The 13,564-nt window shown below is 69.3% G+C and carries 12 protein-coding genes; 11 read left to right on the forward strand and 1 reads right to left on the reverse strand.

All coding sequences use genetic code 11. The features are described from left to right. Positions 1–3 precede the first annotated feature (3 nt). Entirely contained in the window at positions 4–1,608 is a 1,605-nt protein-coding gene (locus IEY36_RS12200) for an alkaline phosphatase D family protein (RefSeq protein WP_188967338.1), read from the reverse strand. A gap of 139 nt (positions 1,609–1,747) precedes the next feature. On the opposite strand from IEY36_RS12200, the gene IEY36_RS12205 reads away from it, so the two are divergent. From IEY36_RS12205 to IEY36_RS12255, 11 genes are all read left to right on the forward strand, one after another. Then, positions 1,748–2,722 carry a Bug family tripartite tricarboxylate transporter substrate binding protein gene (locus tag IEY36_RS12205; RefSeq protein ID WP_188967339.1) on the forward strand — a complete coding sequence of 325 codons (975 nt, stop codon included), beginning with the start codon at positions 1,748–1,750 and terminating at the stop codon, positions 2,720–2,722. Between the two features lie 177 nt (positions 2,723–2,899). After that, the gene (gene rpsB, locus IEY36_RS12210; protein WP_188967340.1) at positions 2,900–3,727 is read left to right on the forward strand and encodes a 30S ribosomal protein S2; all 828 of its coding nucleotides are present in this window, start codon (positions 2,900–2,902) and stop codon (positions 3,725–3,727) included. 68 nt (positions 3,728–3,795) lie between these two features. Then, positions 3,796–4,734, forward strand: coding sequence for a translation elongation factor Ts (gene tsf, locus IEY36_RS12215; protein ID WP_188967341.1), 939 nt, complete (start codon positions 3,796–3,798; stop codon positions 4,732–4,734). Between the two features lie 112 nt (positions 4,735–4,846). Next, positions 4,847–5,575, forward strand: a complete 729-nt coding sequence (gene pyrH / locus IEY36_RS12220; protein WP_188967342.1) for a UMP kinase — start codon at positions 4,847–4,849, stop codon at positions 5,573–5,575. 12 nt (positions 5,576–5,587) lie between these two features. Further along, positions 5,588–6,154 (forward strand): ribosome recycling factor, encoded by a 567-nt coding sequence (gene frr, locus IEY36_RS12225; protein WP_188967343.1) that lies wholly within the window; start codon positions 5,588–5,590, stop codon positions 6,152–6,154. 82 nt (positions 6,155–6,236) lie between these two features. Next, positions 6,237–6,980, forward strand: coding sequence for a polyprenyl diphosphate synthase (gene uppS, locus IEY36_RS12230; RefSeq protein WP_188967344.1), 744 nt, complete (start codon positions 6,237–6,239; stop codon positions 6,978–6,980). A 14-nt stretch (positions 6,981–6,994) separates the two neighbouring features. Beyond that, positions 6,995–7,834, forward strand: coding sequence for a phosphatidate cytidylyltransferase (locus IEY36_RS12235; protein ID WP_229681270.1), 840 nt, complete (start codon positions 6,995–6,997; stop codon positions 7,832–7,834). Between the two features lie 124 nt (positions 7,835–7,958). Beyond that, the gene (gene dxr, locus IEY36_RS12240) at positions 7,959–9,140 is read left to right on the forward strand and encodes a 1-deoxy-D-xylulose-5-phosphate reductoisomerase (RefSeq protein ID WP_188967345.1); all 1,182 of its coding nucleotides are present in this window, start codon (positions 7,959–7,961) and stop codon (positions 9,138–9,140) included. Between the two features lie 29 nt (positions 9,141–9,169). Beyond that, positions 9,170–10,270 (forward strand): RIP metalloprotease RseP, encoded by a 1,101-nt coding sequence (gene rseP, locus IEY36_RS12245; protein ID WP_188967346.1) that lies wholly within the window; start codon positions 9,170–9,172, stop codon positions 10,268–10,270. Between the two features lie 205 nt (positions 10,271–10,475). After that, entirely contained in the window at positions 10,476–12,788 is a 2,313-nt protein-coding gene (bamA, locus tag IEY36_RS12250; protein WP_188967347.1) for an outer membrane protein assembly factor BamA, read from the forward strand. Positions 12,789–12,805: 17 nt separating this feature from the next. Beyond that, entirely contained in the window at positions 12,806–13,561 is a 756-nt protein-coding gene (locus IEY36_RS12255; protein WP_188967348.1) for an OmpH family outer membrane protein, read from the forward strand. The last annotated feature ends 3 nt before the right edge of the window (positions 13,562–13,564 follow it).

A 13,564-nucleotide genomic window follows, 5' to 3' on the forward strand; every position in this document is an offset into this window, starting at 1 on the left:
GCTCTAACCACGCTCTATCGCCGCACGCCCGTCTTCCACCACCAACCGTGCGGCACTCTCCCGTGGCGCACGCTCCCGCGTCACGAAGGGCATCGACACGAATTCCGTCGTCATCCGCGTGGCCGTCGCCTCGCTCACGCAATAGCCGCGCTGGGCGTGATACAGCGCGATCTGTGGATTGCGTTGCAGCAGCGCGTCGCCTGCCGGTCTGGTTGCCACGCCGTCCCCTTCGCTGGTCGCCGACGTCGCCGTGAATTCCACGGCGAGCGGCTTGCTCTCGGGGTCCTCCGGCCACTGCCCGATCGTCGCCGCGAGTGCCACATGCACATCCCCCGACAGCACCACCGGGTTGCGCGTGCCTCGCTCGACGATGCCATCGAGGATGCGCTGACGCGCCGCCGGGTAGGCGTCCCATTTGTCCATGGCGATGCCGCCATGGCTCAGCAGCCGACGCATCATCGGCACCTGCTGGGCGAGGATGTTCCATTGCCCGGGCGACTGCGTCAGCCCGTCGAGCAGCCAGCGCTCCTGCACTGGGCCGAGCATCTGCGCGTCGGCGCGCGACACCTCGGCGCAGGGCCGGCCGTTGCGGTCGCTACAGGGCTGGTCGTCGCGGAACTGGCGAGTATCGAGCACATGCACCCGCGCCATCGTGCCGAAATCGAGCCGTCGATACGCGGTGATGTCCGGCCCGCGCGGCAGGGCGGCGGCGCGCACCGGCATGTGTTCGTACCAGGCCTGGAAGGCGGCAGCCTTGCGCAGGGCGAAGACCTCCGGCGGCACGGCGATGGGATAGTGGCGGCCGCCATCCTCCTCGCTATGCGTGCCGGCCCAGTTGTTGTCGACCTCGTGGTCGTCATAGCTCGGCAGGAAGGGGTGGGCGGCATGCGCCGCCTGCAAATCGGCATCGGTGCGGTATTGGGCGTAGCGCTGGCGGTACTCCGTCAGCGTCATGATCTCCTCGCCCAGATGGGGGCGCACCAGCGGGCCCCAGCCAGGCTGGCCCGGCGCCCGGCCGCGATACTCGTAGATGTAGTCGCCATAATGGAAGACGAAGTCGAGATCCGGCTCCTGTGCGATGTGGGCCCAGGCGGTGAAATACCCGTGTTCGTAATGCTGGCAGCCGGCGAAGGCGAAGCGCAGCCGCGCCGGGGTGGCGCCAGGTGCCGGGGCGGTGCGTGCACGGCCGCTGCGGCTTACCGCCGCTCCGGCGCGAAATCGGTAGAAGAAGGGGCGTCCGGGGGAGAGGCCGCCGACCTCGACATGAACGGCATGGGCCAGTTCCGGCCGGGCGATGGCGGTCCCGCTCGCCGCGATGCGCGTGAAGCGCTCATCCTCGGCGACCTCCCAACTCACGATCATGGCGGCGCGTGGCATGCCGCCATCGGGGGCGAGGGGTTCCAGTGCGAGCCGCGTCCAGATCACGAAGCCATCCGGCGCCGGGTCGCCGCTCGCCACGCCCAGCGTGAAGGGATCGGCGCGAAAGGCCGCCGTCACTTGGCCGGAGGCCATGCCCGGCGCGATGGCGCCGAGCGCCGCCAGCCCCGCCGCCCCGCGCAACAGCCCCCGGCGCGACAGGTCGAGGATGTCTCGAGCGACGCTGTCCATGAGGCATGTCCCTGCCTGCTACGGGCGATCCGTCGCGGCGATCGCAGATGAAGCCCGGGCGCGGAGAGCGGTCAATCCCGGACTTCCAGGGACCGGCACAACCTGCCCACACTGGCCGTCCTGACGGAGGAACGAAGCCATGAAAGCCACCCGCCGCGCGGCGCTCGCCGCGCCTGCCGTGCTGTTCGCCCCGCGCGCCGCCCGCGCCGCCTTCCCCGAACGCCCGGTACGCATCGTTGTGCCCTTCGCCGCCGGGACCTCGTCCGACCTCCAGGCGCGCATGATCGGAGAGCGCATGGCCCCTGTGCTCGGCCAGCCGGTGGTCGTCGAGAACCGGGCAGGGGCGGGCGGCACCCTCGGCGCCGACGTAGTGGCGAAATCGCCGCCCGACGGCCACACGCTGCTGCTCGGCTCGAACGGGCCGCTGACCAATGCCCCGGTGCTGCAGGCGCGCCTCGCCTACGACCCGGCGAAGGATTTCGCGCCGGTCGCGATGCTGAGCCGCAGCCCACTCACGCTGACCGTGGGTGCCGACAGCCCGTGGCAGACCGTCGCCGATGTGCTGGCAGCCGCGCGGGCACGGCCGGGGACCATCGCGATCGGCTCGTCCGGGCAGGGCAGCGCCACGCATTTCCTGATCGAGCAGGTCATGGCCGCGGCCGGAATCCAGATGAACCATGTGCCCTATCGCGGGTCGTCGATGTCGGTGCCGGACGTGATCGCCGGCAACATCCCCCTGGTGATGGCCGAGATTTCGACCGTGCTGCCGATCTGGCGAGGCGGGCGGGTGCGCATCCTCGCCATGTCCTCGGCCGCGCGCATGCCGATCGCCCCGGAGGTAGCGACGCTGATCGAAAGCGGGCTGAACATGACCGGCGGGTCCTGGGCGGGGCTGGTGGCCGCGGCCGGCACCCCCGCTTCGGCGGTCGCCGCGCTGGCGGAAGCGGCGCGGCATGGCCTCGCCGACCCGGGCTACCGCGCCCGGCAGGCCGAGCTCGGGGCCGAGATCGTCGCCGCCACCGAACAGACCCCGGAGGGCTTCGCGGCCTGGCTGACGCAGGAAAGGGCGGCGATCAAGGCCACCGCCGAACGCGCCGGCATCCGGCCTGAATAGGCGCCGGGGCTTGCCGCGGGCGGAGGTTTCGGCCATATCCCTGCGCGCCGGACGGGGTTCGCCCCGCCCGGCAAATCCGCACGCGGCGCGCCCTTCCCATACCAGGCAGGGTCCGGTCCCCGGCAACGGGGGATGCACCGCGGAGGCTCAACCGGACTTATGAAGGAGGCTCGCCCCATGGCGATGCGCGAAGTTTCTCTGCGCGCCCTGCTCGAAGCAGGCGTTCATTTCGGCCACCACACGCGGCGCTGGAACCCGCGGATGGCGCCGTATATTTTCGGCATCCGCAACCAGGTCCACATCCTGGACCTGCAGCAGACCGTCCCGATGATGGAGCGCGCCCTGAAGGCAGTGCGCGACACCGTCGCCGCCGGTGGCCGCGTGCTGTTCGTCGGCACCAAGAAGGCCGCGGCCGACTACGTCGCCGAATCCGCCGCGCGTTGCGGCCAGTACTACGTCAACCATCGTTGGCTCGGCGGCATGCTGACCAACTGGAAGACCATCACGGGCTCGATCAAGCGCCTGAAGCAGATGGACGACCGTCTGGGCAACGACACCAGCGGCCTGACGAAAAAAGAAGTCCTCATGCTGACGCGCGACAAGGAAAAGCTCGAGCGTGCGCTGGGCGGCATCAAGGAGATGGGCGGCCTGCCCGACATCATCTTCGTGATCGACACCGTGAAGGAGAAGCTGGCGATCGAGGAGGCCAACAAGCTCGGCATCCCGGTCATCGCCGTGGTCGACTCCAACGCCGACCCCGAGGGCGTGACCTACCCGATCCCGGGCAATGACGACGCGATCCGCGCGATCACCCTGTATTGCGACATGATCGCTTCCGCGGTTCTGGATGGCATCTCGGCCGAGATGCAGGCGTCGGGCGTCGATATCGGCGGTGCCGAGGACCTCGCCCCCGAGGATCTGCCCGAAGCCCTGGCCGAGACGATCCCCGAGGTGCTGGCGGAAGCCGCGCCCGAAGCGCCTGCCGAGGCGCAGCCGCAGGCCTGACTCTGACTTTCCGGGGCCCCAGTGGCCCCGGTTCCTTCTCTTCCACCTGGCAACCACGGAGCATTCCGATGGCCGAGATCACTGCGGCGATGGTGCGCGATCTGCGCGAAAAGACCGGCGCTGGTATGATGGACTGCAAGAAGGCGCTGGTCGAAGCCGACGGCGACATGGAGGCCGCGGTCGACTGGCTGCGCAAGAAGGGCCTCTCGGCTGCGGCCAAGAAGTCCGGCCGCGTCGCCGCCGAAGGGCTGGTCGGCGTTGCCTCCGCCCCGCGCACCGCCGCGATGGTCGAGGTCAATGCCGAGACCGATTTCGTTGCCCGCAACGAGCATTTTCAGACCTTCGTCGCCACGGTGGCGGAGCTGGTGCTGACGGTCGGCGACGACATCGAGGCGATCAAGGCCGCGCGCTGGCCAGGCTCGGTGGACCTCGTCGAGGGCGGCCAGTCCTTCCGCACGGTGGGCGAGCAGCTGACGCATCTGATCGCCACGATCGGCGAGAACATGTCGATCCGCCGCGCCAAGCGCTTGCATGTGTCGGACGGCACCGTCGCGACCTATGTCCACTCGGCGGTGAAGCCGGGCATGGGCAAGATCGGCGTGCTGGTGGCGCTGGAAGGCGTCTCCGAGCAGACCGTGATGGAATCGCTCGGCCGCCAGATCGGCATGCATGTCGCCGCCACGCGCCCCGAGGCGCTGGACGTCTCCTTCGTCGAGCCCTCCGCGCTCGAGCGCGAGAAGGCAGTACTGACCGAGCAGGCCATGGCGTCGGGCAAGCCCGAGGCCGTGATCCAGAAGATGGTCGAGGGCCGCATCCGCAAGTACTACGAGGAAGTGGTGCTGCTCGAGCAGGTCTGGGTGCATGACGGTGAGAGCCGCGTGAAGGAAGTGGTGAAGAAGGCCGGCATGACGCTGGCCGGCTTCGCACGCTTCCAGCTTGGGGAAGGCATCGAGAAGCAGTCCTCCGACTTTGCGGCCGAGGTCGCGGCCGCGGCCGGCCAGGGCTGAAGCCTGTCGCGGCGGGGTCTCGGCCCCGCCCGGCGCCATATTGTTGCCTCCCCGGCGCGGCGAGTATGATGCCGCGCCCGTCCACATTCACCGGAACGTCGAATCCCGCATCATGAGCGACAAGCCAAGCTACAAGCGCGTCCTGCTCAAGGTGTCCGGTGAAGCCCTGATGGGCGACCGGGATTATGGCCTCGACACCGCCGTCTGCCGGCGCATCGCCGAGGATGTCCGCGGCGTGATCGAACTTGGCGTCGAGGTGTGCCTGGTGATCGGCGGCGGCAACATCTTCCGCGGTGTCGCCGGCGCGGCGAGCGGGATGGACCGCGCCCAGGCCGATTCGATCGGCATGCTGGCCACCGTGATGAATGCTCTCGCCATGCAGTCCGCGCTGGAGAAGGCCGGGGTCGAGACCCGGGTGCAGTCCGCCATCCCGATGCAGTCGGTCTGCGAACCCTTCATCCGCCGCCGCGCCGTGCGGCACATGGAGAAGGGCCGCGTGGTGATCTTCGCCGCCGGCACCGGCAACCCGTTCTTCACGACCGACACCGCTGCCGCGCTGCGGGCGGCCGAAATGGGCTGCGACGCGCTGCTCAAGGGCACGCAGGTCGATGGCGTCTATTCCGCCGACCCGCGCAAGAACCCGAAGGCGGAGCGCTACGTCTCGCTGACCTATCTCGACATGCTGGCTCGGGACCTCGCCGTGATGGACGCGGCGGCGATCAGCCTGGCGCGCGAGAACCACCTGCCGATCATCGTCTTCAACATCCACGAGCCCAGCGCCTTCACCGCGGTGATGAAGGGCGAGGGCCGCTTCACCACCGTGCATGAGCATCAGACCTGAGGAGACGGGCCCATGGCTGCTGACTTCAACGCCCTGAAGCAGGACCTGACGCGCCGCATGGATGGCGCGATCGAGACGCTGAGGAAGGAATTCCAGGGCCTGCGGACCGGCCGGGCCAGCCCCGCCCTGCTCGAACCCGTGCGCGTCGAGGCGTATGGCTCGGTCACGCCGCTGAACCAGGTGGCCAATATCTCCGTGGCCGGGCCGGGCCTGCTCTCGGTCCAGGTATGGGACAAGGGCCTCGCCAAGGCTGTCGAATCGGCGATCCGCGAGGCCAATCTCGGCCTCAATCCGCAGGCCGAAGGCCAGGTCATCCGCGTGCCGCTGCCGCCGCTGACCACCGAGCGCCGCAACGAACTCGCCAAGGCAGCCGCGCGTTATGCCGAAGGCACCCGCGTCGCCATCCGCGGCGTGCGCCGCGACGGCATGGAGCAGGTCAAGGGCTGGGACAAGAAGCACGAGGTCAGCGAGGATGATGCCAAGCGGGCCGAGGAAGAGATCCAGAAGCTGACCGACCAGTATGTGAAGCAGGTTGATGCCTCGCTGGTCGAGAAGGAAAAAGACATCCGCACGGTGTGAGGATCGTCGCGAGCAAGCGTCTGAAGGGAGGCGAAGTGCGGTTGAGCCCCGTCAAGGCCCGTCGCCATAGGGAAGGGCGGGCGTGAGCGCTGCCTCGGGACCTCTGCGCGCGGCCACCGGGCCGGCCGAGACGCCTGCCCATGTCGCCATCATCATGGACGGCAACCGCCGCTGGGCGCAGGCACGGGGTCTGCCGGCCGCGCTTGGCCACAAGGCCGGCGCCGAAGCGGCGCGCCGCACCATCGAGGCGGCGGCCGACCAGGGCATCACCTGGCTCACCCTCTTCGCATTTTCCTCCGAGAACTGGCGCCGGCCGCTCGAGGAGGTCTCGGCCCTGACCGGGCTGCTGCGCCTGTACCTGCGTTCCGAGGTGGCGAGCCTCGTCAAGGAAGGCATCCGTCTGCGGGTAATTGGCGATTATGAGCGCTTCGGGCCGGAGATGATCCGCTCGATCCGCGCCGCCGAGCAGGCGACGGCCGGCGGCACGCGGCTCAACCTCAATGTCGCGCTGTCCTATGGCGCGCGGGACGAGATCCTGGCCGCGGCGCGCGCCGCGGCCCGCGCGGTAGCCGAGGGGCGGCTCGCGCCCGAGGCCATCGACGAGGCGTGTTTCAGCGGCTTCCTCCAGACCGCCGGCATTCCGGACCCAGACCTGATCATACGCACCTCGGGCGAACAGCGGCTGTCCAACTTCCTGCTCTGGCAGGCGGCCTATGCCGAATTCGTCTTCCAGGAGGTGCTCTGGCCCGATTACGGCGCCGAGCAGCTGGCCGAGGCGGTGGCCGCCTTCATCCGTCGCGAGCGCCGCTACGGGGCACGACCCTGAGCGCGGCCACAGCCTTGACGGCGGAGCCCAAGCGCTGGCGGGACCTGCGCAAGCGCTTCCTCTCCGCCCTGGTGCTGGGGCCGACGGCGCTGGCCTGCATCTGGCTGGGGTCCGAGCCCTGGACGATGCTGATCGCCATTGCGGCGGCACTGCTGTCCTGGGAATGGGTGCATCTGTGCGGGTATCGCACGCGGACGATGCCGGGCTTGGCCGTGCCGGTCGCGGTCTTCGCGGCGGGCACGCTGGCGGTGTCCGAGCATTCACGCGCCGCGCTCGCCTTGCTGGCGGCGCTGTGGGCGGTGGCCTGGTGGACCGCCGATCGCGGCCGGGATGTGGATGGCCGGGGTCAATCGGCCGGCTGGCTCGCCGTCGGTGTGCTGTATATCGGGTTGGCCGGCATCGCGCTGATCGAACTGCGCCACGACAATGCGGCCGGGCAGGCCAATGTCCTGTTCCTGTTCCTGGTGGTCTGGGCGTCGGATATCGGCGCCTACATGGCCGGCCGGTTCTTTGGCGGGCCCAGGATCGCCCCTGCTGTCTCCCCGAACAAGACTTGGTCGGGTGCCGGCGGCGGGCTGGTCGCGGCCATGATGGTGGGGGTGGCGACGGCGATGTTGCTGGCCCCGGGCGGGGCCGCTCGCGCGGCCGCAGTCGCGGCCATGTTGGGCGTGGCTGCGCAGGCGGGCGACTTGTTGGAATCCTGGATCAAGCGGCATTTCGAGGTGAAGGACACCTCCGCCCTGATCCCCGGCCATGGCGGCTTGCTGGACCGGCTCGATGGCGTGCTGGCGGCCGCGCCGGTGGCCGCCCTGCTGGCCTTCGCCCTGGGGCGGGGGCAGCCGCTATGGTGGTGACGCAAGCGCGGTCGCACGGCCTCGCGGCCCGCCCCTCCCGGCGCAGCACTAGGTATCGGTTTCCAAAGGCCCTTAGGCCCTTGGTGGGGTGGCTTGGAGAGGCAAAGCCCCTCCAGCCGGCGTCATGACCCGCAGCGTCACCATCCTCGGCAGCACGGGCTCAGTCGGCCGCAGCACCGTCGCCCTTCTCGACGAAGCCCCCGAAGGCGCTTTCCGCATCGAGGCGCTGGTTGCCCATCGCGACGTCATCGCCCTGGCGGCCCAGGCGCGGCGCCTGGGCGCGCGGCTGGCGGTCGTCGCCGATCCGGCCAGCTACCAGGCACTGTGTGACGCGCTGTCCGGCACCGGCATCGAGGCCGCGGCCGGGCCGGAGGCGGTGGTCGCCGCCGCGGCGCGCCCGGTTGACTGGACCATGGCGGCCATCGTCGGCGCGGCGGGCCTGCCGGCCATCCTCGCCGCCGTGTCGCGCGGTGGCGTGCTGGCGCTGGCCAACAAGGAAAGCCTGGTCTGCGCCGGCGAGATCGTGCTGGCCACGGCCAGGGCCGGGGGTGCGACGCTGCTGCCGGTCGATTCCGAACACAACGCCATTTTCCAGGCGCTCGAGGCGCGCGGCACGGCGGCCGACCCCTATGCCACGGTCGAGAAGATCGTGCTGACGGCCTCCGGTGGCCCGTGCCGCACCATGTCCCTGGCGGAGATGGCCTCCGTCACGCCGGAGGCCGCCGTGCGCCACCCGGTGTGGTCGATGGGGGCGAAGATCTCGATCGATTCCGCCACCATGATGAACAAGGGGCTGGAACTGATCGAAGCGGTGCGCCTGTTCCCGGTGCCCGAGGCGCGGGTCGAGGTGCTGGTCCATCCGCAATCGACGGTGCATGGCCTGGTGCAATACGCCGATGGGTCGGTGGTGGCGCAGCTTGGCTCGCCGGACATGCGCACGCCGATCGCCCATGCGCTGGCCTGGCCGGCGCGGATGATGTCGTCCGTCCCGCGGCTTGATCTCGTCACACTGGGGCGGCTCGACTTCTATGCGCCCGATCCCGTTCGTTTCCCTGCGTTACGGCTGGCGCGGGAGGCCTTGCGGGCGGGCGCCGGGGCAACCACCATATTGAACGCGGCGAATGAAACAGCAGTCGGGCTGTTCCTGAGCCGCCACATCGGCTTCCTGGATATCGCCGCCGTGGTTGAGGAGACGTTGACCCGGCTCGGCGCGCCGGAGGTGGCGGATCTCGCCGCCATCCTGGCGCTGGACGGGGCGGCGCGTGTGGAGGCGGCGAGGATCGCCGCGGAACGGGCGGCTGCCTGAGCGGCACCGCGCAACCGGAAACGGACCCTATGGAATTCCTGCCTGAGCCCTTCCGCACCATCATTTCCTTCGCCGTGGTGCTCGGCGTTCTGATCTTCGTGCATGAGCTGGGCCACTACCTCGCCGCCCGTTGGCGCGGCGTGCATGTCGAGCGCTTCTCGATCGGCTTCGGCCGCGCGGTTGCCACCTGGACCGACAAGCGCGGCTGCGAATGGCAGGTCGGCTGGATCCCGCTCGGCGGTTACGTGAAAATGCACGGGATGGAACATGCCGGGGAGGTCGAGCCCGACCCCGCCGCCTATCGCCCCGGCGAGGCCTTCCATGAAAAGAGTGTGGGCGACCGCGCCATCGTGGTCGCCGCAGGGCCGATCTTCAATTTCCTGCTCGCCGCGGTGTTGTTCGCCGGCATCTTCGCGACGGTAGGCCGGCCGGTCGGCACCACCGCGGTCCAGACTGTAGTGGCCGGTTCGGCGGCCGAACGCGCCGGGCTACAGCCGGGCGACCGCATTCTGGCGCTGGATGGCGAACGGGTGACCCGGTTCGAGGAACTCCAGCACCACATCCAGCCGCGCGCCGGGCAGCCGGTCGAGGTGCTGGTGCGTCGCGGCGAGAACGAGGTGAAGGTCATCGCCACGCCGATCGCGCGGGCCGAGGACGGACGCGGCATGCTCGGCGTCACCGGCGGGGTGATCGAACGTGAACGGCTCGACCCCGCAAGCGCCGTGGTGGCCGGCACTTGGCACATGATCTCGGTCTCGGGCCAGACCCTGGCCGGCGTCTGGCAGATGATCAGCGGCGCACGCAGTGCCGATGAGATCGGCGGCCCGCTGCGCATCGCGCAAATGTCAGGCGAAGTCGCCGAGATGGGAATTTTGTCTCTAGTGACCTTCATTGCCCTGCTCTCGGTCAATCTGGCCCTGATCAACCTCTTCCCGATCCCGATCCTCGATGGTGGCCATCTGGTGTTCTACGCGGCGGAGGCCATTCGCGGTCGGCCACTGACGGTCCGAGCGCAGGAATACGCCTTCCGCGGCGGCTTCGCGCTGCTGGCGACGCTGATGATCCTGGCCACCTGGAACGACCTCACGCAGCTGGGCGTGGTGCGCTGGGTGTCGTCCCTGATCGGCTGAAGCGCCCCTCGCACGGGGTATTGCCTGACCAACCCTGGCGCCGGGACGACCGTGCCAGGGGAGGCGGGTGAGGGTGGGTTGTGCCGCCCGCTTCCACGGCCGTGCCTTGTTCATGCCGCGATCAGGCGCCAAGGGGTGACGCCGGACGGGGACCTCGGCTAGTGTCCGCTCCCTCCGCCCGCCCCCAAGATCAGGTGCCGATTCGTTGAAAAGCCTGCGCACCCTCCTCGTCGTCCTCGCCGCGTTGTTCGTGGCGCTCCCTTCCTCGGCGCAAGCGCCCGGACGCGTGACCGCGATCGAGGTCCAGGGCAATCAGCGCATCGAAGCGGATACCATCCGCTCGTACATGCTGGTGCAGCCCGGCGGCACGGCCGACCCCGACCAGCTGGACCGCAGCCTGCGCGCCCTATTCGCGACCGGGCTGTTCCGCGACGTCGAGATCCGCCCCGACGGCACCCGCGTGATCGTGCGGGTGGTCGAGAACCCGCTGGTCAATCGCGTGGGCTTCGAGGGCAACCGCCGAATCACCAGCGAAATCCTGCGCGGCGAAGTGCAACTGCGCGCCCGCTCGGTGTTCACGCCCGCCGCCGCCCAGGCCGACCGCCAGCGGATCCTCGAGATCTACGCCCGCCGCGGCCGCTTCGGCGCGACAGTGGAACCCAAGATCATCGAACTCGACCAGAACCGCGTCGACGTCGTCTTCGAGATCAATGAGGGTGCCACGGCGCTGGTCGCGCGCATCAACTTCGTCGGCAACAGCGATTATTCCGACAGCCGGCTCAAGGAGGTCATCGCGACGCGCGAGCAGGCTTGGTACCGGCTCCTGTCGACCTCCGACAACTACGACCCCGACCGGCTCGCCTTCGATCGCGAATTGCTGCGCCGATTCTATCTGCGCCAGGGCTATGCCGACGTGCAGATCACCGGCGCGACCGCGGAACTGGCCCCTGATCGCAGTGGCTTCTTCCTGACCTATACGATCGACGAAGGGCCGCGCTATCGGATCGGCGACGTGCAGGTCACCAGCACGCTGCGCGGTCTCGACCCCGCGTCGGTGCAGCGCGAGATCCCGATCTCGCCCGGCGACTGGTACGATGGCGACGCCGTGGAGCGTGCCGACACGCTGCTGACCGACCTGCTGGTCGCGCGCGGCTTCTCCTTCGCCAATGTCGAGCCGCGCGTCGTGCGCAATCGCGAGGAACGCAAGGTCGAGCTGACCTTCGAGGTTTCGGAAGGTCCGCGCGCCTTCGTCGAGCGGATCGAGATCAACGGCAACACCCGCACGCAGGACCGTGTCATCCGCCGCGAATTCCGGCTGGCCGAAGGCGATCCGCTGATCACCCAGCAGGTGCGCCGCTCGCGTGAGCGTATCCGCGCCCTGGGCTTCTTCTCCGATGTGCAGGTCAACTCGACACCCGGCTCGGCGCCGGACCGCGTGATCCTGAACACCCAGGTGACTGAGCGGGCGACCGGCGAGTTCACCCTCGGTGGCGGTTATTCGACCGATGCCGGCTTCCTCGCCGACGTTGGCCTGCGCGAGCGCAATCTGCTCGGCACCGGCGTCGATGCGCGCGCCAACGTGACGCTGGCGCAGAAGCGCAGCCAGGTGGACATCTCGGTCACCGACCCGCAATTCCTCGAGCGCAACCTCGCCGCCGGCGCCGACGTGTTCCTCGTGCAGCGGAACCTGCAGTCCACCTCGGGCTACAATGAGCGGCGTGCCGGCTTCGTTGCGCGCATGGGCTACGAGATCAACGAGCGGCTGCGCCAGACCTGGTCCTACTCGCTGGTCAATCGCAATCTCTATGACGTCGATTCCTCGACGTCGCGGTTCATCCAGGAGCAGGCCGGCACGACGCTGCTGAGCCAGGTTTCCACCACCATCACCTACGACCATCGCGACAGCCGCATCGAGCCGCGCGACGGCTACGTGGTGCGTGGCGGCGCCGACCTCGCCGGCCTCGGTGGCGATGTCTACTACGTCCGTCTGCGCGGCGACGGGCAGTATTACATTCCGTTCGAGCAGTTGCTGGGCGACCCGGACTACGTGCTGGTCTTCGCCGTGGGCGGCGGCTGGCTGCTGCCCTACAATGGCGGCAACAGCCGCATCGTCGACCGCTTCTTCCTCGGCGGCGAGAATTTGCGCGGCTTCGCCATCGGCGGCGCCGGCCCGCGCGACGTCTCAACCAACGATGCCCTTGGCGGCCAGATCATCTGGACCTCCTCGGCGGAGTTCCGCTTCCCGCTGCCGCTGCCGGCCGAACTGGGCCTGGGCGGGCGCGTGTTTGTCGATGTCGGCGGCAACTATGAACTGCCGACCAACGTCAATGACACGGGTTGCCCAAGCAACGTGCCGAACTGCGTGCGCGACGATGCTTCGCCGCGCGTTGGCATCGGCTTCGGCTTCTCCTGGCGGAGCCCGATCGGCCTCATCAACATCGACCTCGCGCAGGCCGTGGTGAAGAAGTCCTACGATGAGACTCAGGTCTTCCGCCTTGGCTTCGGCACGCGCTTCTGATTCAGGAAATAGCTGACATGGCCCGTATTCTTCCGGCCGCCTTCGCGGCCCTGCTCATTGCCTCCCCTGCCGTCGCGCAACAACAGCAGTGGTTCGTGCCCGGCCAGCCACAGCAGCAGCAGCAACAACAGCGTCCCCCGCGCCCGGCACAGCAGGGCCAGCGGCCCGCCCAGGCGCCCGCCCAGGCCCCGGTTCAGGCACCGCCGGCGCTGGCTCCCGGCCAGCCGCCGCCTGCCCCGGTGATCGGCATTGTGGACGTGCCTGAAATCCAGCGTGTCTCCTCCGCCTTCACCCAGGTGCGTGAAGCGATCGAGCAGCGCCGCGGCCGGCTCAACGAGGATCTGCAGCGCGAACAGCAGTCATGGCGCGATGCGCAGCAGCGCCTCGCCACCGATCGCCCGACCCTGACGCCCGAGCAACTGCGCACCCGCGAGCGCGAATTGCAGGACCGCATCACCGATAGCCAGCGCGTGCTGCGCGAACGCGCCCGCGACATCGAGCAACTCGCGCAGGGCGCGCTGCGCGAGATCGAGCAGGCGCTCGGCATCGTCATCCGCCAGGTGGCCAGCAGCCGCAACGTCAACATCGTGCTGCCGCGTCCGCTGGTCATCTTCAACGAGCCGCCCTTCGACCTGACCGAGGAAGTCGCGGCGCAGCTCAACCGCATGATCCCGAACGTGACGCTGCCGGCCGAGACCGGTGACGCCCCGGCTGCCCCGGCTCCGGCGGCGGCGGCTCCGGCCGCACCGGCCCGGGGCCAGCGGCGGAACTGACCG

The sequence above is a fragment of the Neoroseomonas lacus genome (assembly GCF_014644535.1).
GTDB classification, from domain to species: domain Bacteria; phylum Pseudomonadota; class Alphaproteobacteria; order Acetobacterales; family Acetobacteraceae; genus Neoroseomonas; species Neoroseomonas lacus.